The organism is Mycobacterium sp. NPDC004974 (assembly GCF_053600815.1).
The window spans coordinates 90,016-113,282 of record NZ_JBSGAQ010000008.1 but is presented as its reverse complement, the minus strand read 5'-3'; the positions used below and the strand labels follow the sequence as shown (position 1 = coordinate 113,282).

General features: G+C 65.3%; 21 protein-coding genes and 1 pseudogene. 17 read left to right on the top strand and 5 right to left on the bottom strand.

Annotation, left to right across the window (positions count from 1 at the left end; all coding sequences use genetic code 11):
- The first annotated feature begins 1 nt into the window (after position 1).
- Positions 2–3,955 (top strand): DNA-directed RNA polymerase subunit beta', encoded by a 3,954-nt coding sequence (locus ACWEFV_RS19265; RefSeq protein WP_135452824.1) that lies wholly within the window; start codon positions 2–4, stop codon positions 3,953–3,955.
- Between the two features lie 116 nt (positions 3,956–4,071).
- Here the strand turns inward: ACWEFV_RS19265 and ACWEFV_RS19260 are convergent, their stop codons facing one another.
- Positions 4,072–4,641 (bottom strand): CHAP domain-containing protein, encoded by a 570-nt coding sequence (locus tag ACWEFV_RS19260; RefSeq protein WP_450071308.1) that lies wholly within the window; start codon positions 4,639–4,641, stop codon positions 4,072–4,074.
- A 78-nt stretch (positions 4,642–4,719) separates the two neighbouring features.
- On the opposite strand from ACWEFV_RS19260, the gene ACWEFV_RS19255 reads away from it, so the two are divergent.
- The 6 genes from ACWEFV_RS19255 (at position 4,720) to ACWEFV_RS19230 (ending at position 10,815) form a co-directional block, all read left to right on the top strand.
- Positions 4,720–5,472: a deoxyribonuclease IV gene (locus tag ACWEFV_RS19255; protein ID WP_450071307.1), complete on the top strand. Its 753-nt coding sequence runs from the start codon at positions 4,720–4,722 to the stop codon at positions 5,470–5,472.
- A 64-nt stretch (positions 5,473–5,536) separates the two neighbouring features.
- Positions 5,537–6,658: a phosphatase PAP2 family protein gene (locus tag ACWEFV_RS19250; protein ID WP_450071306.1), complete on the top strand. Its 1,122-nt coding sequence runs from the start codon at positions 5,537–5,539 to the stop codon at positions 6,656–6,658.
- Between the two features lie 96 nt (positions 6,659–6,754).
- Positions 6,755–8,410 (top strand): acyl-CoA dehydrogenase family protein, encoded by a 1,656-nt coding sequence (locus ACWEFV_RS19245; RefSeq protein ID WP_135452828.1) that lies wholly within the window; start codon positions 6,755–6,757, stop codon positions 8,408–8,410.
- Positions 8,407–9,321: a crotonase/enoyl-CoA hydratase family protein gene (locus tag ACWEFV_RS19240; protein ID WP_135452829.1), complete on the top strand. Its 915-nt coding sequence runs from the start codon at positions 8,407–8,409 to the stop codon at positions 9,319–9,321. The genes ACWEFV_RS19245 and ACWEFV_RS19240 overlap by 4 nt, the downstream gene beginning before the upstream one ends.
- A gap of 1 nt (position 9,322) precedes the next feature.
- Positions 9,323–10,054 (top strand): PaaX domain-containing protein, C- domain protein, encoded by a 732-nt coding sequence (locus ACWEFV_RS19235; protein ID WP_450071305.1) that lies wholly within the window; start codon positions 9,323–9,325, stop codon positions 10,052–10,054.
- Positions 10,051–10,815, top strand: coding sequence for a crotonase/enoyl-CoA hydratase family protein (locus ACWEFV_RS19230; protein ID WP_450071304.1), 765 nt, complete (start codon positions 10,051–10,053; stop codon positions 10,813–10,815). Before ACWEFV_RS19235 ends, ACWEFV_RS19230 begins: the two co-directional genes overlap by 4 nt.
- A gap of 77 nt (positions 10,816–10,892) precedes the next feature.
- Here the strand turns inward: ACWEFV_RS19230 and ACWEFV_RS19225 are convergent, their stop codons facing one another.
- From ACWEFV_RS19225 to ACWEFV_RS19210, 4 genes are all read right to left on the bottom strand, one after another.
- Positions 10,893–12,539, bottom strand: coding sequence for a hypothetical protein (locus ACWEFV_RS19225; protein WP_450071303.1), 1,647 nt, complete (start codon positions 12,537–12,539; stop codon positions 10,893–10,895).
- Between the two features lie 315 nt (positions 12,540–12,854).
- Positions 12,855–13,361 carry a MarR family winged helix-turn-helix transcriptional regulator gene (locus ACWEFV_RS19220; protein WP_286174672.1) on the bottom strand — a complete coding sequence of 169 codons (507 nt, stop codon included), beginning with the start codon at positions 13,359–13,361 and terminating at the stop codon, positions 12,855–12,857.
- Positions 13,362–13,768: 407 nt separating this feature from the next.
- Positions 13,769–14,185 carry a DUF3060 domain-containing protein gene (locus tag ACWEFV_RS19215; RefSeq protein WP_450071302.1) on the bottom strand — a complete coding sequence of 139 codons (417 nt, stop codon included), beginning with the start codon at positions 14,183–14,185 and terminating at the stop codon, positions 13,769–13,771.
- A gap of 31 nt (positions 14,186–14,216) precedes the next feature.
- Positions 14,217–14,606, bottom strand: coding sequence for a DUF3060 domain-containing protein (locus ACWEFV_RS19210; protein WP_450071301.1), 390 nt, complete (start codon positions 14,604–14,606; stop codon positions 14,217–14,219).
- A 132-nt stretch (positions 14,607–14,738) separates the two neighbouring features.
- Here ACWEFV_RS19210 and ACWEFV_RS19205 point away from each other — a divergent pair, with 132 nt between their 5' ends.
- From ACWEFV_RS19205 to ACWEFV_RS19160, 10 genes and pseudogenes are all read left to right on the top strand, one after another.
- On the top strand, positions 14,739–15,323 hold the full coding sequence (locus ACWEFV_RS19205) for a DUF3558 domain-containing protein (RefSeq protein WP_450071300.1): 585 nt from the start codon (positions 14,739–14,741) through the stop codon (positions 15,321–15,323).
- A gap of 24 nt (positions 15,324–15,347) precedes the next feature.
- Positions 15,348–15,857 carry a DUF3558 domain-containing protein gene (locus tag ACWEFV_RS19200; protein WP_450071299.1) on the top strand — a complete coding sequence of 170 codons (510 nt, stop codon included), beginning with the start codon at positions 15,348–15,350 and terminating at the stop codon, positions 15,855–15,857.
- A gap of 80 nt (positions 15,858–15,937) precedes the next feature.
- Complete coding sequence (locus tag ACWEFV_RS19195; protein ID WP_135452836.1) at positions 15,938–16,561, top strand: TetR/AcrR family transcriptional regulator; 624 nt, start codon at positions 15,938–15,940, stop codon at positions 16,559–16,561.
- Between the two features lie 278 nt (positions 16,562–16,839).
- Positions 16,840–17,214 (top strand): 30S ribosomal protein S12, encoded by a 375-nt coding sequence (gene rpsL / locus ACWEFV_RS19190; protein ID WP_003881867.1) that lies wholly within the window; start codon positions 16,840–16,842, stop codon positions 17,212–17,214.
- Positions 17,214–17,684 carry a 30S ribosomal protein S7 gene (gene rpsG / locus ACWEFV_RS19185; RefSeq protein ID WP_003881868.1) on the top strand — a complete coding sequence of 157 codons (471 nt, stop codon included), beginning with the start codon at positions 17,214–17,216 and terminating at the stop codon, positions 17,682–17,684. Before rpsL ends, rpsG begins: the two co-directional genes overlap by 1 nt.
- Positions 17,685–17,771: 87 nt before the next feature.
- The gene (gene fusA, locus ACWEFV_RS19180; protein ID WP_450071298.1) at positions 17,772–19,874 is read left to right on the top strand and encodes an elongation factor G; all 2,103 of its coding nucleotides are present in this window, start codon (positions 17,772–17,774) and stop codon (positions 19,872–19,874) included.
- An 88-nt stretch (positions 19,875–19,962) separates the two neighbouring features.
- Positions 19,963–21,153: an elongation factor Tu gene (gene tuf / locus ACWEFV_RS19175; RefSeq protein ID WP_135452838.1), complete on the top strand. Its 1,191-nt coding sequence runs from the start codon at positions 19,963–19,965 to the stop codon at positions 21,151–21,153.
- Between the two features lie 149 nt (positions 21,154–21,302).
- Positions 21,303–22,148, top strand: a complete 846-nt coding sequence (locus ACWEFV_RS19170; RefSeq protein ID WP_450071297.1) for a cutinase family protein — start codon at positions 21,303–21,305, stop codon at positions 22,146–22,148.
- Between the two features lie 56 nt (positions 22,149–22,204).
- Positions 22,205–23,050 carry an SHOCT domain-containing protein gene (locus tag ACWEFV_RS19165; RefSeq protein ID WP_450071296.1) on the top strand — a complete coding sequence of 282 codons (846 nt, stop codon included), beginning with the start codon at positions 22,205–22,207 and terminating at the stop codon, positions 23,048–23,050.
- Between the two features lie 19 nt (positions 23,051–23,069).
- Positions 23,070–23,234, top strand: a pseudogene (locus ACWEFV_RS19160) (arginine deiminase family protein); the annotation flags it as partial.
- Positions 23,235–23,267: the final 33 nt, after the last annotated feature.

Genomic DNA, 23,267 nt, shown 5'->3' with positions numbered 1-23,267 from the left:
CGTGTTAGACGTCAACTTCTTCGATGAACTCCGCATCGGCCTGGCCACCGCGGACGACATCCGTAACTGGTCCTTCGGCGAGGTCAAGAAGCCGGAGACCATCAACTACCGCACCTTGAAGCCGGAGAAGGACGGCCTGTTCTGCGAGAAGATCTTCGGACCGACTCGCGACTGGGAGTGCTACTGCGGCAAGTACAAGCGCGTCCGGTTCAAGGGCATCATCTGTGAGCGCTGCGGCGTCGAGGTCACTCGCGCCAAGGTGCGCCGTGAGCGGATGGGCCACATCGAGCTGGCCGCACCCGTCACGCACATCTGGTACTTCAAGGGTGTTCCGTCGCGGTTGGGCTACCTGCTCGACCTGGCCCCGAAGGATCTGGAAAAGATCATCTACTTCGCGGCCTACGTGATCACCTCTGTCGACAACGAGATGCGCCACAACGAGCTGTCCACGCTCGAGGCCGAGATGGCCGTCGAGCGCAAGGCCGTCGCGGATCAGCGCGACGCCGACCTGGAGGCCCGGGCCCAGAAGCTCGAGGCCGACCTGGCCGAGCTGGAGGCCGAGGGTGCCAAGTCCGACGTGCGCCGCAAGGTGCGCGACGGCGGCGAACGTGAGATGCGTCAGCTCCGTGACCGGGCCCAGCGTGAGCTGGACCGGCTCGACGAGATCTGGACCACCTTCACCAAGCTGGCCCCCAAGCAGCTCATCGTCGATGAGGTGCTGTACCGCGAGCTGCAGGACCGCTACGGCGAGTACTTCACCGGCGCCATGGGCGCGGAGTCGATCAAGAAGCTCATCGAGACCTTCGACATCGAGGCCGAGGCCGAGTCGCTGCGCGACACCATCAAGAACGGCAAGGGCCAGAAGAAACTTCGCGCCCTCAAGCGTCTGAAGGTCGTCGCGGCCTTCCAGCAGTCGGGTAACTCCCCGCTGGGCATGGTGCTCGACGCTGTGCCGGTGATCCCGCCGGAGCTGCGTCCGATGGTTCAGCTCGACGGTGGCCGTTTCGCCACCTCCGACCTGAACGACCTGTACCGCCGCGTGATCAACCGCAACAACCGGCTCAAGCGACTGATCGACCTCGGCGCGCCCGAGATCATCGTCAACAACGAGAAGCGCATGCTTCAGGAGTCGGTGGACGCGCTGTTCGACAACGGCCGCCGTGGCCGCCCGGTCACCGGTCCGGGCAACCGTCCGCTCAAGTCGCTGTCCGATCTGCTCAAGGGCAAGCAGGGCCGCTTCCGTCAGAACCTGCTCGGTAAGCGTGTCGACTACTCGGGCCGTTCGGTCATCGTGGTGGGCCCGCAGCTCAAGCTGCACCAGTGCGGTCTGCCGAAGCTGATGGCCCTGGAGCTGTTCAAGCCGTTCGTGATGAAGCGTCTGGTCGACCTGAACCACGCGCAGAACATCAAGAGCGCGAAGCGCATGGTCGAGCGTCAGCGTCCCCAGGTGTGGGATGTCCTCGAAGAGGTCATCGCCGAGCACCCGGTGCTGCTGAACCGTGCACCTACGCTGCACCGCCTGGGTATCCAGGCCTTCGAGCCGCAGCTGGTGGAAGGCAAGGCCATCCAGCTGCACCCGCTGGTGTGTGAGGCGTTCAACGCCGACTTCGACGGTGACCAGATGGCCGTGCACCTGCCGCTGTCGGCAGAGGCCCAGGCCGAGGCTCGCATCCTGATGCTGTCCTCGAACAACATCCTGTCCCCGGCGTCGGGTAAGCCGCTGGCCATGCCGCGTCTGGACATGGTGACCGGTCTGTACTTCCTGACCACCGAGGTCGCGGGCGATCCCGGCGAGTACGTGCCGGCCGCCAAGGACCAGCCGGAGCAGGGCGTGTACAGCTCGCCCGCCGAGGCCATCATGGCGCTGGACCGCGGTGCCCTGTCGGTGCGCGCCAAGATCAAGGTGCGGTTGACGCAGCAGCGTCCGCCGGCCGCCGTCGAGGCCGAGCTGTTCGAGAACGGCTGGAAGCCGGGCGATGCCTGGACCGCGGACACCACGCTGGGCCGGGTGCTCTTCAACGAGCTGCTGCCCAAGGGCTATCCGTTCGTCAACGAGCAGATGCACAAGAAGGTCCAGGCCCGGATCATCAACGATCTGGCCGAGCGTTTCCCGATGATCGTGGTGGCGCAGACCGTCGACAAGCTCAAGGACGCCGGCTTCCACTGGGCCACCCGTTCGGGTGTCACGGTCTCGATGGCCGACGTTCTGGTGCCGCCGCAGAAGCAGGAGATCCTGGAGCGGCACGAGGCCGAGGCCGAGGCGATCGAGCGCAAGTACCAGCGCGGCGCGCTGAACCACAACGAGCGCAACGAGTCGCTGGTCAAGATCTGGCAGGACGCCACCGAAGAGGTGGGTAAGGCGATGGAGGAGTTCTACCCGGCCGACAACCCGATCATCACGATCGTGAAGTCCGGCGCCACGGGTAACCTCACCCAGACCCGCACCCTGGCCGGCATGAAGGGCCTGGTGACCAACCCGAAGGGTGAGTTCATCCCGCGCCCGATCAAGTCCTCGTTCCGTGAGGGCCTGACGGTGTTGGAGTACTTCATCAACACCCACGGTGCTCGTAAGGGTCTGGCCGACACCGCTCTTCGTACCGCCGACTCGGGTTACCTGACCCGTCGTCTGGTGGACGTGTCGCAGGACGTCATCGTTCGCGAGAACGACTGCGAGACCGAGCGCGGCATCATCGTCACGCTGGCCGAGCGCGCTGCGGACGGTTCGCTGATCCGCGATGCACACGTCGAGACCTCGGCGTTCGCCCGGACCCTGGCCACCGATGCGGTCGACGCCGACGGCAACGTCGTCATCGAGCGCGGCCACGACCTGGGTGACCCGGCCATCGACGCGCTGCTGGCTGCCGGCATCTCGCAGGTGAAGGTCCGCTCCGTGCTGACCTGCGCCTCGGCGTCCGGTGTGTGTGCCAAGTGCTACGGCCGCTCGATGGCCACCGGCAAGCTGGTCGACATCGGCGAGGCCGTCGGCATCGTCGCCGCCCAGTCCATCGGTGAGCCCGGTACCCAGCTGACCATGCGTACCTTCCACCAGGGTGGTGTTACCGGTGGCGCCGACATCGTCGGTGGTCTGCCTCGCGTGCAGGAGCTGTTCGAGGCTCGTATCCCGCGGAACAAGGCGCCCATCGCCGACGTCGCGGGCCGGGTCCGGCTGGAGGAGAGCGACAAGTTCTTCAAGATCACCATCGTCCCCGACGATGGTGGCGAGGAAGTTGTCTACGACAAGCTCTCCAAGCGTCAGCGGCTGCGCGTGCTCACCCACGAGGACGGCTCCGAAGGCGTGCTGTCCGACGGTGACCACGTCGAGGTCGGCGACCAGCTCATGGAAGGCTCCGCGGATCCGCACGAGGTGCTGCGTGTCCAGGGCCCCCGCGAGGTGCAGATCCACCTCGTCAAGGAGGTCCAGGAGGTCTACCGGGCCCAGGGTGTGTCGATCCACGACAAGCACATCGAGGTCATCGTCCGGCAGATGCTGCGTCGCGTCACGATCATCGATTCGGGTGCGACGGAGTTCCTGCCCGGTTCGCTGACCGAGCGTGCCGAGTTCGAGACCGCCAACCGTCGGGTTGTTGCCGAGGGTGGCGAGCCCGCGGCCGGCCGCCCGGTGCTGATGGGTATCACCAAGGCATCGCTGGCCACGGATTCGTGGCTGTCGGCGGCGTCGTTCCAGGAGACCACGCGTGTGCTTACCGATGCGGCGATCAACTGCCGCAGCGACAAGCTGCTGGGTCTGAAGGAGAACGTGATCATCGGCAAGCTGATCCCGGCCGGTACCGGCATCGCCCGTTACCGCGACATCCAGGTGCAGCCGACCGAAGAGGCCCGCGCTGCGGCGTACACGATCCCGTCCTACGAGGATCAGTACTACAGCCCGGACTTCGGTGCGGCCACCGGTGCCGCGGTGCCGCTGGACGATTACGGTTACAGCGACTACCGCTAGCTAGTCAAGGAAAAGCCCCCCGTGCGTCAGCGCGGGGGGCTTTTCCTTTGGCGGGAGTGGCCACTTGTTGCACGCCTATCGGAAATTCATGTGCAACAGGTGGCCACTCGGCGGCGTCACTCGTAGCGGCCGAACCCCTGGATCCCCGGGTCATCGATGATCTTGTAGGTCGACAGCCCCAGCCCACCGTCGCGGCCCTCTCCGCCGCCGATGGTGGTCAGGGTGCCGTTGTCGTCGGCCACGACGATGTTGACGTGCTGGTGTTTGGGGCTGGGCTCGTCGTAGATCACCATGTCGCCCGGCTGGGGCAGGTAATCCGTCGGCTCCCAGCGGCCCTCGTTGTGCAGATAGTCGGTGAGCGTCAGGACGCCCGGGATGCGCCAATGCCCGGAGTTGGGGTTGGCGAACGGTTCGCCCGACTCGCGCATCACCCAGCTGGTGAAGTCCGCGCACCATGGCTCGTCGTTGCCTTCGGAGTACTTGAACATGCCTGGTTGCGTCGCGTACTCCTGCGCGACGATGCGCATGACGGCGGCTCGGCCGGGGCTCAGCGACGACGTGTCGACCTGCGGGAACTCCGGTTGGGCGACGTGCTCGCGGTAGCCGCGGTATCCCACCGTCGCGGCCACGGCAGCGACCGTCAGGACAGCCACCGCCACCGCGATGAGCCACGCGCGTTTGTGCATGTTTGCCACACTAAGTCATCGAATCCTCGTCGCCGCGCGGCAGTTTGGGTGTCGGGGCAGCCACCTAGACTTGGCGGTGTGCTCATCGGTTCGCATGTAGACAACACCGACCCATTGGCCGCGGCCGCCGCAGATGGCGCCGACGTGGTGCAGTTCTTCCTCGGCAACCCGCAGAGTTGGAAGAAGCCCAAGCCCCGTGAAGACGCCGAGGCACTCAAGGCGTCGACGGTGCCGCTGTACGTACACGCGCCGTACCTGATCAACGTGGCTTCGGCCAACAACCGGGTGCGGATTCCGTCCCGCAAGATCCTGCAGGACACGTGCGACGCCGCGGCCGAGATCGGCGCGACCGCGGTGATCGTGCACGGCGGCCATGCCGACGACAACGACATGGAGGCCGGGTTCGAGCGGTGGGTCAAGGCCCTGGATGCGCTGAATACCGAGATGCCGGTGTATCTGGAGAACACTGCGGGCGGCGATCACGCCATGGCACGGCATTTCGACACTATCTCCCGGCTGTGGGATCGCATCGGGGACAAGGGCATTGGCTTCTGTCTCGACACGTGCCACGCGTGGGCGGCGGGGGAGGCGCTGATCGATTCGGTGGACCGGATCAAGGCCATCACCGGGCGCATCGATCTGGTGCACTGCAATGATTCACGCGATGCGGCCGGTTCGGGTGCCGACCGTCATGCGAATTTCGGTGCCGGGCAGATCGATCCGCAGTTGCTGGCGGCGGTGGTGAAGGCAGCGGATGCGCCCGTTATCTGTGAGACCTCGGAAGCCGGACGCAAGGACGACATCGCGTTCCTGCGCGAGCACGCCGACTGACACGTTCGCGACCTGAACCGTTTTCAACGGCATCGTGACGTAAAGGTGAACTAACGTCACCTCTGTGACCGCGGTTGATGACTCGGTAACCGAAGAAGCGTCAGCGCAATGGGGCGCCGACACCCGCGCCGATCGACTGCGCATTCTGCGATACGTCGCGATCCTGGTGTGGGCGTCGGTCGTGGTCTACCGCACCGTCACCGACGGTTTCGCGTTCAACCGCGAACTTTTGCTGCTCTACATCGCCACCGGGCTGCTGGCGGCGAGCATCGGCCAGGGCAGGCGGATGCTCTATGTGATCCGCGACTGGCTGCCGTTCGCCGCGGTGCTGGCTGCCTACGACCTGAGCCGCGGAGCGGCCACCCTGGTCGGCCGTCCTACGTTGTGGCACTGGCAGGTCGACGCGGATCGCTGGATGTTCTTCGGCACGGTGCCCACGGTGTGGTTGCAGGAACGGTTGAAACTGCTTCACCCGCCGTGGTGGGAAGTGGTGATCAGCACCGTGTACATGTCGTTCTTCATCCTTCCCTACGTCGTCGCAGGCGTGCTGTGGCTGCGTGACCGTGAGGAGTGGAAACGGTTCGTTCGCCTGTTCGTCGGACTGTCGTTCGCGGCGCTGATCATCTACGCGCTGCTGCCCGCCGCCCCACCGTGGGCCGCGGCACGGTGCAGTGCCGATGACGTCGACGGCGGCCCGTCCGGGCCCGGGTGCATGTTCCGATCGGCGCGTGAATCCGTCGACGGAGGACTCCTCGGCACGATGCAGGGCAGTCGGGACGGCGCGCACGACTGGATCGAACGGATCGTCACCCGCGGCTGGGGCAAGCTCAACCTGCACACCGCGACGGCATTGATCGATCAGGGGCAGGCCAGCGTGAACCTCGTCGCGGCCATCCCGTCCCTGCATGCCGGCCTGACCGCTGCGGTCGCGGTCTTCCTCTGGAACCGGGTGAATCGCGGATGGCGGCCGCTGTTGGTGGCCTATCCGCTCATCATGGCCTTCACGCTGGTGTACACCGCCGAGCACTATGTGGTCGACATCCTGCTCGGCTGGATTTTGGCGGCGGTGGTGTTGTTCGCCCTCAATCGGTACGAAGCGCGGAGGGCGCGCGAGGCTGAGGGCGACGAACAGCCCCGGGACAGCGAAGACGTACCGACCGCGGTCGGAGAACTCGACCCGGCCTGACTCCCGGAGCAGGGGCGACTGGCGTGACGCGATGGGCCGCCGAGCCGTCTCATTACAAGTATTGTGCAGTTGTCGGAGATTTGTAACACTGGACGCATGGCTGTTGATCCATCGCTCCTCACGTCCGCGGGCACACACGTCGTCACCAATCAGGTCCCCACGCTGGAGGACTACAACCCCGCCACCTCGCCGGTGCTCGCCGAGGCCCTCATCCGCGAAGGCGGGCAGTGGGGCGTCGACGAGGTGCACGAACTCGGCGCGATCAACGGCAGCGCCCAGGCCCAGCGCTGGGGCGAACTCGCCGACCGGAACCGGCCCGTGCTGCACACCCACGATCGTTACGGCCACCGGATCGACGAGGTCGAATACGACCCGGCCTATCACGAGCTGATGAATGTGGCCGTCACCCACGGCCTGCACGGTGCCCCGTGGGCCGATGACCGTGAGGGCTCCCACGTCGTGCGCGCGGCCAAGACCTCGGTGTGGACCGTCGAACCCGGGCACGTCTGCCCGATCTCGATGACCTACGCCGTGGTGCCCGCACTCCGGTTCAACCCGGAACTGGCCGCCATCTACGAGCCGCTGCTGACCAGCCGGGTGTACGACCCCGAACTGAAGCTCGCGACGACGAAGGCCGGTATCACGGCGGGCATGTCGATGACCGAGAAGCAGGGCGGCTCCGACGTTCGCGCCGGCACCACCGAGGCGACGCCCAACGGTGACGGCACCTACTCGTTGCGCGGGCACAAGTGGTTCACCTCGGCCCCGATGTGCGACATCTTCCTGGTTCTCGCCCAGGCTCCGGGAGGCTTGAGCTGTTTCTTCCTGCCGCGCGTCCTGCCCGACGGCAGCCGCAACCGGATGTTCCTGCAGCGGCTCAAGGACAAGCTCGGCAACCACGCCAATGCCTCGAGCGAGGTCGAATACGACGGTGCCACCGCCTGGCTGGTGGGCGAGGAGGGCCGTGGCGTGCCGACCATCATCGAGATGGTCAACCTCACCCGACTCGACTGCACGCTGGGCAGCGCCACGAGCATGCGCAACGGCCTGAGCCGTGCCGTGCACCACGCCCAGCATCGAAAGGCGTTCGGCGCCTATCTGATCGACCAGCCGTTGATGCGCAACGTGCTCGCCGACCTGGCTGTGGAGGCCGAGGCGGCGACCATGCTGGCGATGCGGATGGCCGGTGCCACCGACAAGGCGGTCCGCGGTGACGAGCGCGAGGCGCTGCTGCGCCGTATCGGCCTGGCCGCCGGCAAGTACTGGGTCTGCAAGCGGGCCACCCCGCATGCCGCCGAGGCGATGGAATGCCTGGGCGGCAACGGTTACGTCGAGGACTCGGGCATGCCCCGGCTGTACCGGGAGGCCCCGCTGATGGGTATCTGGGAAGGCTCGGGCAACGTCAGCGCGCTGGACACCTTGCGCGCCATGGCAACCCGGCCGGAGAGCATCGAGGTGCTCTTCGACGAACTCTCCAGGACCGCCGGGCAGGACCCGCGGCTGGACCGCCACGTCACCACCCTGCAGAACGATCTGCAGGATCTGGAGACCATCACCTACCGGGGCCGCAAGGTCGCCGAGGACATCTCGCTGGCGCTGCAGGGCGCGCTGCTGGTGCGTCACGGACACCCGGCCGTGGCCGAGGCCTTCCTGGCCAGCAGGCTCGGCGGGCAGTGGGGACAGGCCTTCGGCACCCTGCCGACCGGGCTCGACCTGGCGCCGATCCTCGAGCGTGCCCTGGTCAAGGGATGACGGTCGACACGCTGAAGACGATGACCTACGAGGTCACCGATCGGATAGCGCGAATCACCTTCAACCGCCCCGAAAAGGGCAACTCGATCGTCGCCGACACCCCGCTGGAACTGCAGGCACTGGTCGAGCGCGCGGACCTGGACCCGAACGTGCACGTGATCCTGGTGTCCGGGCGCGGTGAGGGCTTCTGTGCGGGATTCGATCTGTCCGCGTACGCGGACGGGACCGGTGAAGCCGGGGGAGGCCGATACGACGGGACCGTGCTGTCCGGGAAAACCCAGGCGATCAACCACCTTCCGGATCAACCATGGGATCCGATGGTGGACTACCAGATGATGAGCCGGTTCGTCCGCGGCTTCTCCAGCCTGATGCACGCCGACAAGCCGACCGTGGTCAAGATTCACGGCTACTGCGTGGCCGGTGGCACTGACATCGCGCTGCACGCCGACCAGGTGATCGCCGCCTCTGACGCGAAGATCGGCTACCCGCCCATGCGGGTGTGGGGCGTTCCGGCCGCCGGCCTGTGGGCGCACCGGTTGGGGGATCAACGCGCCAAACGCCTTCTGTTCACCGGGGATTGCATCACCGGCGCGCAGGCCGCCGAATGGGGCCTGGCCGTCGAGGCGCCCGAACCGGAAGACCTCGATGAGCGCACCGAGCGCCTCGTCGCACGCATCGCCGCCATGCCCGTCAACCAGCTCATCATGGCCAAGCTGGCCTGCAACTCCGCGCTGCTGCAGCAGGGGGTGGCGACCAGCCGGATGGTGAGCACGGTGTTCGACGGCATCGCCCGGCACACTCCCGAAGGGCACGCCTTCGTGGCCGACGCAGTTGAACACGGCTTCCGCGAAGCGGTGCGCCATCGCGACGAGCCGATGGGTGATTACGGGCGCAGGTCTTCCGAGGTCTGACATGCCCGCGCTCACACGGATGACGGCCCGGTCGGTGGTGCTGAGCGTGCTGCTCGGTGCCCACCCGGCCTGGGCGAGTGCCGCCGAACTGATCAGGCTGACAGCCGATTTCGACATCAAGGAACCTACCCTGCGGGTGGCGTTGACCCGCATGGTCGGCGCCGGTGACCTGATCCGTTCGGAGGACGGCTACCGGCTGTCGGACCGCCTGCTGAACCGCCAACGGCGCCAGGACGACGCGATCGACCCGAAACTGCGGGACTACGACGGACAGTGGCAGACACTGGTCATCACCAGTGTTGGCACCGACGCCCGCACCCGCGCTGCGCTGCGGAATGCCCTGCAGCAGTATCGGTTCGGCGAACTGCGCGAGGGTGTGTGGATGCGCCCGGACAATTTGGACCAGGTGTTGCCCCAGGAGATCACCGGCCGGGTGCGGCTGCTGCATGCCCGGGACGAGGATCCGGCCGGCCTGGCCGCCACGCTGTGGGATCTGCCCGGCTGGCGGCGCACGGGCGAGCAGCTACTGGAGGAGATGGCCGCCGCGACCGACGTTCCGGGCCGGTTCGTCGCGGCCGCGGGCATCGTGCGTCACCTGCTGGCGGACCCGGTGCTGCCGGACGGGTTACTGTCGGGCGAGTGGCCGGGTGCTGAACTGCGTAAGGCGTACAGCGACTTTGCCGCCGAACTCGTCGTGCGGCGCGACCGTACCGAACTGATGGAGGCAACGTGACCGAAGCTGTCCGGGTTGAGCGCAACGGACCGGTGACCACCGTCATCATCGACCGACCGCACGCCCGCAACGCGGTCGACGGCCCCGCCGCCGCGGCCTTGTTCGCGGCCTTCGAGCAGTTCGACGCCGATGAGGAGGCCGCGGTCGCGGTGCTGACCGGTGCCAACGGCACCTTCTGCGCCGGCGCCGATCTGAAAGCCTTCGGCACGCCGGAGATGAACCGGCTCGACCCCGCGGGGCCCGGTCCCATGGGGCCGAGCCGAATGGTGTTGTCCAAGCCGGTGATCGCCGCGATCGGCGGCCATGCGGTGGCCGGCGGACTGGAACTGGCCTTGTGGTGTGACCTGCGCGTGGTCGAGGAGGACGCCGTGCTGGGGGTGTTCTGCCGTCGCTGGGGAGTGCCGCTGATCGACGGTGGCACCGTGCGGCTGCCCCGGCTGATCGGGGAGAGCCGCGCGATGGACCTGATCCTGACCGGGCGCGCCGTCGATGCGGCCGAAGCCCACGCGATCGGTCTGGCCAACCGGGTGGTGCCTAAAGGTCACGCCCGTGCGGCGGCCGAGGAACTGGCCGCAGAGCTGTCGCGGCTGCCGCAGCAATGCATGCGGGCGGACCGCCTTTCGGCACTTCATCAGTGGGGCGAATCCGAACAGGCCGCAATGGAATTCGAATTCGCCAGCATCCCCCGTGTTGCCGAGGAGGCCGCCCATGGCGCCGGCCGGTTCGCCGGAGGTGCGGGCAGACACGGCGCGAGTGCCTGAACGAGCCTGACGAATACAAGGCGCTCGGTGGGATAACCCGCCCGAGCACCTTGCATACGTCATGCCGTCAGTCGGCGTCAGTCGGAGTGATCACCACCCGCACGGTGTTTGGCACCGCTGGTGCCTGCTTTGGCTTCTTGCTTGCTCTCGTTGCTTTCCCGCTTGGCCGCGCGGTGTTGCACCTTGGCCTCAGCCCCCGCAGCTTTGGCTTCCTGCTTGGCGGCCCGTTTGGCAGCTCTCGTTGCCAAACGATCGTCCCGACCGGACTTCGCCTCGGTCTTGGCATCCGGCGTTGCGGAGGAGGCGGGTGCCTCTGCCGAACCGGACCCGACCTCGGCACCGTCGTTTTCGGCAGGTGTGCCGGCGGTTTGAGCGTCCACTGCGTTGCGTTGCGGTGCGACCGACAGGGTGACGGTCTTGAGCTTCTCGACCGCTGCGGAGGTGGTCTCCGAGATGCGGTCGACGGTACTGGTGACATCGGCGGCGGGATGGCTCACCACCGCCGCGGTGCCGAGTGCCTTGCGCTGAACCAACGGTGACGCCGTGGGCAGGTCGGTGCCGACATCGGTTGGTGCCGGCGCTACGTCCTCGATGGCGGTGCCTTGCATTTGCATTGCGCCGGGCCCTTGCCAGCCAATGGCTTTGGCGATCGTCTGGGGCACGGTCACGAGCAGGGTTTGGAGCAGGCCCCTGTTCAACACGAACTCTCCGTTGGTGAACAGGCCGGAGGTCCCGGCCCCCATATCGCTGAGGTACCCATTCAGGATCGCGTCGGTGAGTACCGCGGGAGTGTTGATGAGCGAACTGAATGCCGCGGCCGGATCGCCGGCGTTGACGGCGTTGAGAACGTGCTGGGCGCTGTCACCGAATGCGTTGATCGCACCCTCCACCGGATTCAGCACCCCCAACCCCAGGGGCATCATCAAGTCCGGCACTGCGGAGAGCGCGTTCATGACGTTCTGACCCGTTCTCAGCGGGAGCTGCATGATGTTGAGCAGCGGGTTCGCAAAGGCAAAGAGGCGGAACACAACACTGGTGACGACACTCGCCACCCCGGCCACATCGCCCGACTCGAGGTAGTCGAGAGCCATCCGGGCAAGGAACTTCAGCTTGTAGTCCTCATCCGAGGTGAAGAAGCTGATGTAGCTCATGGCGGCAGCGTCGAGCGAGCTCGCGAGAAGTTGTCCGTTGGCCATCTGGTTGGCGATGACCTGCTGCAGGATCGGAAACGGGTCGGCGGCCATCTGGCCGCCGATTTTGGCGGCGTTGTCGAACGTCGTCCCGAAAACCCCCAGCCATTCGGTGAGTGGATCGGTAAGGGATGGATCCTGAAGAAGCCCGTCGGCGAGAGCGGTGAGTTCGACTGGGGCCCAGGAGGAATGGGGTATTGCGACCGGAGCGTCGGCCACTGGTGCCGCCACCGGGCTGATCGGACTCACCGCGATGGCGCCTGCGCCGGCCAGCGCTATACCGGCGGTGAGTGTCGATCGGATAGCTAAGTGCATGGAGAGCTCTCTTCTGTGCGTGATCTTGACAGCGTCAGAAGGTATCCGAAGAAATCGGGTGTCTGGCGGATCGGCGAAATGTTTCTTGTATTGCGCGGGAATCGGCAACGGGAGGTCTTGATGAAAGCCCCAATCAGCGGCTGCGTCCCAGTTTCCAGCAAAGAAATATTCAGAGATTTTTACTTCACTGGAAAAGTACTTTATGGACAACTGCAACATGTTGTACCACATCAGTGCATAGCTGCAAGCAGAAATGAACGATTCCGAGATGCTGATACCTTGTCAATGACGATTAGCTGTGAGGGGGCAATCGAAAATAGCCGCGCATCGGTTTTGCGTTCCGACCGGCTAATGGTGGCAACGCCGAGATGGCCGTCGCTCGATGCAGTGGCAGCGGTTCGGTCGGGCCTACGGAGTTGTGGCCGGCCCTTGATCGTCGATAGTCACGGCCTGGCTTGCGTCAGGGCCATTCACGGAAATGTTCAGGACCGTCGAGCGGACGGTCAGCAAATTTCGGTGACCACTCCCGGCGGGTTACACGCTGTCGAACCACCGGCGGACCGGCGGCAAGTCTGAGTTGATCCGGCGGCAGCTGTCACCAAGTGCGGTCATGCGGCGACGCGAAAGCCGATCCAGGTACAGCTCACGAACGGTTCGTGCGTAGGTGCACGTCGCACGTTGCATGCAGGCCCGGCCGTCGCGAGTGATGATGGCCAGTACTGACCTTCGGTCGTCCTTGTTGCTGATGCGGCTCACAAGTTTCCGTGATTGCAGGCGCTGGATCCGCGCGGTCACGCGGCTGGGCGTCAACGTCAGGCGGTTGGCGAGATCGCTCATCCGGGCCGAGCCGCCGTCCGATTTGGCGAGTGCGTCGAGCAGAAGAAAGTCGACCAGGGTGAGGTCGTGCTCGTCCAGCAGTCGCTGGTAGAGGATCTCGCCGACTTGGGTCGACGATGCGAGAAAGGACTGCCAGCAGTCGTACTCGACTTCGTCCAGGCCGGGCAAGCGGCTTCCGAGACGGTTCGTCCGCGTCTGCTCCACGGTGCGGGACTCTAACAGCCTCGGACCGGTCCTTGCGCACTAAATGAATTTATTTAGCGACTGGGCGTTGAGTGGTGAAATCTGCTGCTGCAGTGCGGAGAATCATTCCTGTTCGGCGTGATGGTCCGCAGGGTGCCTATCCAACGATGGGGATAAGTATTCAAAAGGCGCGGTTACGCAGGCGTCGACCGGTACGGTGTCGGTCGGCACTTGTCGGAAGATCGCACTGTCCGGGGTCAGTCGCTCCCCAGCCGAGAAACCCCGGAAGCGTGCGGGCCGAGGAGTGCAAACATCTTCGGCCGCAGTGTGATTGGCCTCGACGCGAAGCCGCACGCAAAACTGGACGCAGAACACCTCCGGCGGCTCGCCGCCGCCATTGGCCGGCGAAATCCGCTACGGAGGACCGATCAGCCCTTGCTGACCTTGTTGTTGCTGCCGGTGTTGGTGACCTTCGGGTCACCGGCGGAGTAGCTGACGGTGTTGTTCAGCCCGATGATCGTCAGGCCCTTGTCGATCCGCTCGAACGTGATCTTGTTGTCGGATCCGCCGATGTTCACATTGGCGCAGGTGCCCTTCACCGTCAGGGTGTTGTTGGTGCCGCCCACTGTGAGGGATTTGCCGTCGGCGCAGTCGATGTCGGTCGTGGTGCCGACCGACATGTAGTTGATGGTGTTACCGACCTCGACGTTGACGCCGGACGGTCCCGCGGTGGCGCTGGGCGTGTTGGTGTCCGAGCTTTCGGATCCGCAGGCCGCCAATGTCAGTGCAGCGGCGGCGGCAGTGATACCGAGGATCAGTCGGGTGTGGGTAAAACGGGTGAGCACGGTGTGTCTCTGCTTTCTGCGTCGGGCTTGATCAGGCGGGGACGCGACCGATCTGGTTGGTCATCCCCAACTCTCGGCCGCGGTCGACGAGTATCGGATCGCCATTTTTGAAGAAAACGGTTTGGTTGAAGCCGTACACAGTGACGTCGTTGATGACGTTGTCCGCGACGATCACGTTGGACCCGCCCTGCACGGCGATCGCCCAACAGGTGCCCACCGCGGTGATCCGGATATCGGTTCCATTGACGAACAGCGTGCCGTTGTTGCAATCAATGGTTTGTTCGACGCTCTGGCCGGTGATCGTGGTGTCACCGTTCTTGGCTACCGCGCCGGGCGTGCCGACGGTGAGCGCCAGCGGCAACGCGAGCGTGCCGGCTGCCAGCCCAACAAGCATCCTCCGGCCCACAGCTGTCCAATTCACGGTGAGTTCCCCTTCCGATCTGCTGCGAGAAGAGTACGTGGCGCTCTCCCCGTGGCGGTAAGTGTTGACCAGTTTGACGGGCGTTCGCCGACAGGTCGCGTGCGGTGTCGGTGCTGGGTACCGTGTTCAGCAATGCGTCGGTGTGTTGTTCAGGCTGCTGCCGTGGCGGTCACAGCCGTGGTGACCGTCGCGGGGTGTTCGCACACCATCGACGGGGCTGCCCGGCGCGCATCGGCCGATACCGCTGACCCCGACCGCAGTTTCGGATACGTCGACGACCGGTGCGGGCTGCTCGTCGACAGCACGATCCAGGAGATCCTGGCCGCCGACAACGTCGTGCGCCCGTACAGCGGTGCGGTCTGTCAGTACGTCTTGTCACGTAAGGCCCAGCCCGCTCCCGGGCTGGATGCGGGCTCGCCCGCGATGCTCGACGTGATCTTCTCCTGGTTCGAGAAGGGCTCGCTGAAGCGCGAGCGGGCAGTGGCCCGCAGCCGGGACGCGGAGATCACCGACGTCGTGGTCGAGCGGCATCAGGCGTTCGTGGCGCGCCGCGATGTGACGGGCGCGGCGTGCTCGGCGACCGCGGCCGCCGGGTCGGGCGTGATCAGTTGGTGGGTGCAGTTCCGCAGTGCGGGCGCAGCCGGAAACGCCGCCAAGGGCGATCCGTGCCAGGACGCCAAGAAGCTGCTGTCGGCCACGCTTCAATCGGAACTCTGACCCGTGGCGCATCGCTACCTCGCAATGAGGTGTCTGGTCGGCGTCGCAGCCGCAGCGGCGCTGCTGACCGCGTGCGGGTCGACGGACGTACCGCCGGCTCTGGAGTCGGCTCCCGCCGGCGACGGATTTCACGGCGCGGACTGCAACGGCGTCACCGACGCTGACATCGCCGATGCCGTCGGCTCCTCGATGTTCACCAAGGCTGTGGTCAGCGATACCGGGTGTTTCTGGCAGGAGAACTCGGTCCTGGGCACTTTCGGCGCCGGGATGGGCATCTCCACCTGGTGGTACCGGGGGAGTGACATGGACACCGAGAGGACGCTGGAGACCCGGGCCGGCCGCACCCTCACCGAACTGTCCATCGACGGCAACCAAGGCTTCCGCGCGGCGGATGCGAATGTCTGCAGTATCTATGTCGCCAAGGGGCAGGATGTGATCACGTGGTCGATTCAGACGATGAACCCGGCCACGCTGCCTGATCTGTGTCAGGTCACCGAGAAACTCGCCCGGCTCAGTCAGGGCCGGATGAACTGATCTGCGCTGTCAGAGGGGCTACAGTTTCACGGCGACCCCAACGGGGGCGTCAATCACTTCGATTCGAAGGCAGTGCGTACATGTCAGCTCGGCCGGAGCCACAGGTGGCCAGTGCCCGACGTTCCCAGTCGCGGCCGGCGCGGACCACCAAGCTCAGCCGCGATGCCATCGTCAACGCCGCGCTGACGTTCCTGGACCGCGAGGGCTGGGATGCCCTGACCATCAACGCGCTGGCCGGCCAGCTCGGCACCAAGGGCCCGTCGCTCTACAACCACGTGCAGAGCCTTGACGACCTGCGTCGCACGGTCCGGATGCGCGTGATCGACGACATCATCGAGATGCTCAACACCGTCGGGTCCGGCCGTACCCGTGACGATGCGGTGGCAGTGATGGCCAGCGCCTACCGCAGCTACGCCCACCACCATCCCGGTCGCTACTCGGCGTTCACCCGAATGCCTTTCGGCGGAGACGATCCCGAGTACTCGGCGGCCACCAGGGCCGCGGCCGGCCCGGTCATCGAAGTGCTGACCTCCTATGGGTTGGAGGGCGAGAATGCCTTCTATGCCGCACTGCAGTTTTGGTCTGCCCTGCACGGCTTCGTCCTGCTGGAAATGACGGGTGTGATGGATGACATCGACACCGATGCGGTGTTCACCGATATGCTGCGACGACTGGCCGCAGGTATGGGGCAACTGGAGTCGTAGCGTCTGACCTGGGAATAGGTCGTCGTAAGCGGGTTTGGTTCGGCGCGGCCAGCCCTGGTATTGTGGTAGATCGTGCCTGGCCGGAAGGCGCACGCTGCTGAGTGATTCGCAAGCGTGCCCGCACGCCGGGCCAATTTGCATGTCTATCACGCATCGGAATTCCACCGGTGTAAGCACGTGCGACACGCCCGGACGCGGGGTACGCGGTCGGGGGATAACAGCAGTACAGAGACTTAGAACAGCAAAAAAGAGCAGAGCAACACAGAGAAAGCCGGTACATGCCAACCATCAACCAGCTGGTCCGCAAGGGTCGCCGCGACAAGGTCGCGAAGGTCAAGACCGCGGCCCTCAAGGGCAGCCCGCAGCGCCGTGGCGTGTGCACCCGCGTCTACACCACCACCCCGAAGAAGCCGAACTCGGCGCTTCGCAAGGTCGCGCGCGTGAAGCTGACCAGCGGCGTTGAGGTCACCGCTTACATCCCCGGTGAGGGCCACAACCTGCAGGAGCACTCGATGGTGCTGGTGCGCGGTGGTCGTGTGAAGGACCTCCCCGGTGTCCGTTACAAGATCATCCGCGGATCGCTCGACACCCAGGGTGTCAAGAACCGCAAGCAGGCCCGTAGCCGCTACGGCGCCAAGAAGGAGAAGAGCTGATGCCGCGCAAGGGTCCCGCGCCGAAGCGTCCGTTGGTCAACGATCCGGTTTACGGGTCGCAGCTGGTCACCCAGCTGGTCAACAAGGTTCTGCTGGACGGCAAGAAGTCACTGGCCGAGCGCATTGTCTACGGTGCGCTGGAGCAGGCTCGCGACAAGACCGGTACTGACCCGGTCGTCACCCTCAAGCGTGCGCTCGACAACGTCAAGCCCGCTCTCGAGGTCCGCAGCCGCCGCGTCGGCGGTGCCACCTACCAGGTGCCGGTCGAGGTTCGCCCCGATCGTTCCACCACCCTGGCCCTGCGCTGGCTGGTCAGCTTCTCCAAGGCTCGTCGCGAGAAGACCATGATCGAGCGCCTCGCCAACGAGATCCTGGACGCCAGCAACGGCCTGGGTGCCGCTGTGAAGCGTCGTGAGGACACTCACAAGATGGCCGAAGCGAACCGGGCTTTCGCGCACTACCGCTGGTGACACCCGCGCCCGGCATCCAGAGTCGGGTGCCGGCCGGCGCGCAATCGAACACCTAATCAAGCAAGCGAAAGAGTTGGGAAGACTTCCGTGGCACAGGACGTGCTGACTGACCTGAACAAGGTCCGCAACATCGGCATCATGGCGCACATCGACGCCGGTAAGACGACGACGACCGAGCGCATCCTCTATTACACCGGCGTCAATTACAAGATCGGTGAAACGCACGACGGTGCCTCCACCACCGACTGGATGGAGCAGGAGCAGGAGCGTGGTATCACCATCACCTCCGCAGCCGTCACCTGCTTCTGGAACAACAACCAGATCAACATCATCGACACCCCCGGGCACGTCGACTTCACCGTTGAGGTGGAGCGCAGCCTGCGTGTGCTCGACGGTGCCGTTGCCGTCTTCGACGGCAAGGAGGGTGTTGAGCCGCAGTCTGAGCAGGTGTGGCGTCAGGCCGACAAGTACGACGTGCCGCGGATCTGCTTCGTCAACAAGATGGACAAGCTCGGCGCGGACTTCTACTTCACCGTGCAGACCATCAAGGACCGCCTCGGCGCCAAGCCGTTGGTGATCCAGCTGCCGATCGGTGCCGAGAACGACTTCGAGGGCATCGTCGACCTGGTCGAGATGAACGCCAAGGTGTGGCGCGGCGAGACCAAGCTCGGTGAGAGCTACGAGACCGTCGAGATCCCCGCGGACCTGGCCGACAAGGCCGCCGAGTACCGCAGCGAGCTCATGGATACCGTCGCCGAGACCGACGAGGCGCTTCTGGAGAAGTACCTCGGCGGCGAAGAGCTGACGATCGATGAGATCAAGGGCGCGATCCGCAAGCTGACCGTGAACAGCGAGCTGTACCCGGTGCTGTGTGGCAGCGCGTTCAAGAACAAGGGTGTGCAGCCGATGCTGGACGCCGTGATCGACTACCTCCCCTCGCCGCTGGATGTCGAGTCCGTCAAGGGCCACGTCCCCGGCAAGGAGGACGAAGAGGTTCTGCGCAAGCCGTCGGTCGACGAGCCGTTCGCCGCGCTGGCATTCAAGATCGCGGTGCACCCCTTCTTCGGCAAGCTCACCTACGTCCGCGTGTACTCGGGCAAGGTCGAGTCCGGTGCGCAGGTCATCAACGCCACCAAGGGCAAGAAGGAGCGTCTGGGCAAGCTGTTCCAGATGCACGCCAACAAGGAGAACCCGGTCGAGTCGGCGTCCGCCGGTCACATCTACGCCGTGATCGGTCTGAAGGACACCACCACCGGCGATACCCTGTGCGATCCGAACCAGCAGGTCGTGCTGGAGTCGATGACCTTCCCCGATCCGGTGATCGAGGTGGCCATCGAGCCCAAGACCAAGAGTGACCAGGAGAAGCTGGGCACCGCGATCCAGAAGCTCGCCGAAGAGGATCCGACCTTCAAGGTGCACCTGGACCAGGAGACCGGCCAGACCGTCATCGGCGGTATGGGCGAGCTGCACCTGGACATCCTGGTGGACCGCATGCGTCGCGAGTTCAAGGTTGAGGCCAACGTCGGTAAGCCCCAGGTGGCCTACCGCGAGACCATCCGCCGCAAGGTGGAGAAGGTCGAGTTCACCCACAAGAAGCAGACGGGTGGATCCGGCCAGTTCGCGAAGGTGCTCATCGACCTCGAGCCGTTCAGCGGCGAGGACGGTGCCACCTACGAGTTCGAGAACAAGGTCACCGGTGGCCGCATCCCGCGTGAGTACATCCCTTCGGTGGATGCCGGTGCGCAGGACGCCATGCAGTACGGCGTGTTGGCCGGCTACCCGCTGGTGAACGTCAAGGTGACGCTGCTCGACGGCGCCTACCACGAGGTCGACTCCTCGGAAATGGCGTTCAAGGTGGCGGGTTCGCAGGTGCTGAAGAAGGCCGCGCAGGCGGCTCAGCCGGTCATCCTGGAGCCCATCATGGCTGTCGAGGTCATCACACCCGAGGACTACATGGGTGAAGTGATCGGCGACTTGAACTCCCGCCGTGGTCAGATCCAGGCCATGGAGGAGCGCAGCGGTGCGCGTGTCGTCAAGGCGCAGGTGCCGCTGTCGGAGATGTTCGGCTACGTCGGCGACCTTCGGTCGAAGACCCAGGGCCGGGCGAACTACTCCATGGTGTTCGACTCGTACGCCGAAGTTCCGGCGAACGTGTCGAAGGAGATCATCGCGAAGGCGACGGGTCAGTAAGCTCGTCGCGGCAACTGTCGCGGCTCACAACTGAACACATCAACATTGCTTTAAGTAAAAGCACCAACAAGTCCAGGAGGACACCACAGTGGCGAAGGCGAAGTTCGAGCGGACGAAGCCGCACGTCAACATCGGGACCATCGGTCACGTTGACCACGGCAAGACGACGCTTACTGCAGCAATCACCAAGGTTCTGCACGACAAGTACCCCGAGTTGAACGAGTCGCGCGCATTCGACCAGATCGACAATGCGCCGGAAGAGCGTCAGCGCGGCATCACGATCAACATCTCCCATGTGGAGTACCAGACCGAGAAGCGGCACTACGCCCACGTGGACGCCCCCGGTCACGCGGACTACATCAAGAACATGATCACCGGTGCCGCCCAGATGGACGGCGCGATCCTGGTGGTCGCCGCGACCGATGGCCCGATGCCGCAGACCCGCGAGCACGTGCTGCTGGCCCGCCAGGTGGGTGTGCCCTACATCCTGGTGGCCCTGAACAAGTCGGACGCCGTGGACGACGAGGAGCTCATCGAGCTCGTCGAGATGGAGGTCCGCGAACTGCTGGCCGCCCAGGACTTCGACGAGGACGCCCCGGTCATCCGGGTCTCCGCGCTGAAGGCGCTGGAGGGCGACCCGAAGTGGGTCAAGTCGGTTGAGGACCTGATGGACGCGGTCGACGAGTCGATCCCGGATCCGGTTCGCGAGACCGACAAGCCGTTCCTGATGCCCGTTGAGGACGTCTTCACCATCACCGGTCGTGGCACCGTGGTGACCGGTCGCGTCGAGCGTGGCGTGATTAACGTCAACGAAGAGGTCGAGATCGTCGGCATCCGCCCGACCACGACCAAGACCACCGTCACCGGTGTGGAAATGTTCCGCAAGCTGCTCGACCAGGGCCAGGCCGGCGACAACGTCGGTCTGCTGGTTCGTGGCATCAAGCGCGAGGACGTCGAGCGTGGCCAGGTTGTGGTCAAGCCCGGCACCACCACCCCGCACACCGAGTTCGAGGGCAGCGTCTACATCCTGTCCAAGGACGAGGGCGGCCGCCACACGCCGTTCTTCAACAACTACCGCCCGCAGTTCTACTTCCGTACCACGGACGTGACCGGCGTGGTTACCCTGCCCGAGGGCACCGAGATGGTGATGCCCGGTGACAACACCGACATCTCCGTCGTGCTGATCCAGCCGGTCGCCATGGACGAGGGTCTGCGTTTCGCCATCCGTGAGGGCGGTCGTACCGTCGGCGCGGGTCGCGTTACCAAGATCATCAAGTGATCTGACTTAGCACGCGAGAGCGGCGCTCACCTTCGGGTGAGCGCCGTTTTTGTTTTCCCGGCGTGTTCTTGCTGGGTCTGGTGTAACGCCTGTGGTAGCTGAGACGATCTTTATTGCATAGGCGAGCTACGGGGTTTGGGGGCACGAACATGAGACAACTGCGACGGATATGGGCGCTGGCTTCGGCAGCAGTACTTGCCGCCACGGCGGTCGGATTTGCGGCGGGAGCGGCGCAGGCCAGTCCTGGATGTCCGGACCTGCACTGGATCGGTGTCGCGGGCTCGGGTGAACGTGACGACCCGACGGTCGACGCCGGCATGGGCCGGGTGGTGTACAACTCCCTGCGCGATCTGTCTCAGTGGGTGCAGCAGGACGGCCGGACCATGACCGCCGAGGCGGTGGTCTACCCCGCGGCGCCGGTACCCGCCGACGGGGATCTACTGGGCTGGGGTGGATTCATGAGCAGTGTCGACACCGGGGTGGCGGCGCTGGGCAACCAGTACGCGGCGTTCACCCAGCAGTGCCCGTCCAGCAAGGTCGTTCTCGCCGGCTACTCGCAGGGTGCGATGGTCGTTCACCGCAATCTGGCCGCGTTGTCGGCCAGCCCGAATCTGGCCGGCGCGCTGTTGGTCGCCGACGGTGACCGGTTGCCTGCCGACCCCACCGTCAACCTGGGCACGGCCACGGGATTGTCCGGAGCCGGTAAGGGCGTTGCGCAGGACTGGCCGATCCTGGCTCACGCCCCGGCCGTGCTGCCCGCGTCGGTCGGCAGTCGCACGATCAGCGTGTGCGATCGTGGCGACGCGGTCTGCGACTACGACGAGGATGCCGAACAGGTGACCGCCACGGCGATCGCCGTGCACACCAGTTACGCCCGGTCGGCCGGCGGGGGATACCGGTGGACCTGGCCGCTGTACCGGATGCTGGGCCCGTCGCCGATGCAGCAGCAGGTGGTGCCGACGGGTGGCGCGGCGGGTGGAGTCGTTCACTCCTGATCTGCGCGGTCCCGGGCGTTAATCTGATGGCGCCCAACCGACGACAGGAGCCTGTGATGTCCACATTCTGGCGGTACGTGCGCATTCAGGCCTTCGTGCTGCTGTGTGGCATCGTCGGTCCGATCTTCCTGACCATCTACTTCGTCAGCGGCGGTGATCCGATGATGAAGTGGATGTTCTGGGTGGGTCTGTTGATCACCGCGATCGATGTTCTGATCGCGCTGGGGCTCACCGCAGCCGGGACGAAGTCGGCGGCGCAGAACGAGAAGCTCGAACAGGTCGGGGTGCTGGCGCTGGCCCAGGTCACCGGTATTCAGGAGACCAACACCCGCATCAACGAGCAGCCGCTGGTGAAGCTGGATCTGCAGATCTCGGGACCTGGCCTTGCGCCGTTCGCCAGTCAGGACCGCGTGCTGGCCTCGGTGTCGCGGCTGCCGATGATCACCAACCGCAAGCTGGTCGCCTTGGTTGACCCGACCACCAACGAATACCGGATCGATTGGGAGAGAAGCAGTCTGGTCAGCGGTCTGATGCCGGCGACGTTCACCATCGCCGAGGAGAACAAGACCTACGACCTGACCGGCCAGTCCGGCCCGCTGATGGAGATCTTGCAGATCCTCAAGGCGCACGGCATCGGTATCAACAGCATGGTCGACCTACGGGCGAATCCCGCGGCCCGCGAACAGGTCCAGGCGGTGGTGCGGCGAGCCGCTGCGCAGCAGGCGGCGCCGTCCCCGTCGGTGGTGACTCCGGAACCGGGTACACCGTCCGCGCCCTTCATCGCACCGCCCGCGCCGTCGACGGCCCAACGTCTTCAGGAACTGGAAACGTTGCGTGCGACGGGCGCCATCAGCGAGGACGAGTACACCTCGAAGCGAGGACAGATCATCGCCGATCTTTGATCTGGTTCTGGATCAACCCGAACCGGGGGTGGTGTTCGCCTGCGACCGCATCACCTACACCAGCTTCCTGCTGCGCACGGCTTGCGTAGAGGTGATCACGATCGTCGGTGCTGAACTGGGCCGCGGCCGAGGTGGCGGGCACGGTGTGACCTGTCCGATCATCCGCGATCCCGTTCAGTGGTAGGAGTCCAGGAACACGTTCTACTTCTGCTGTTAG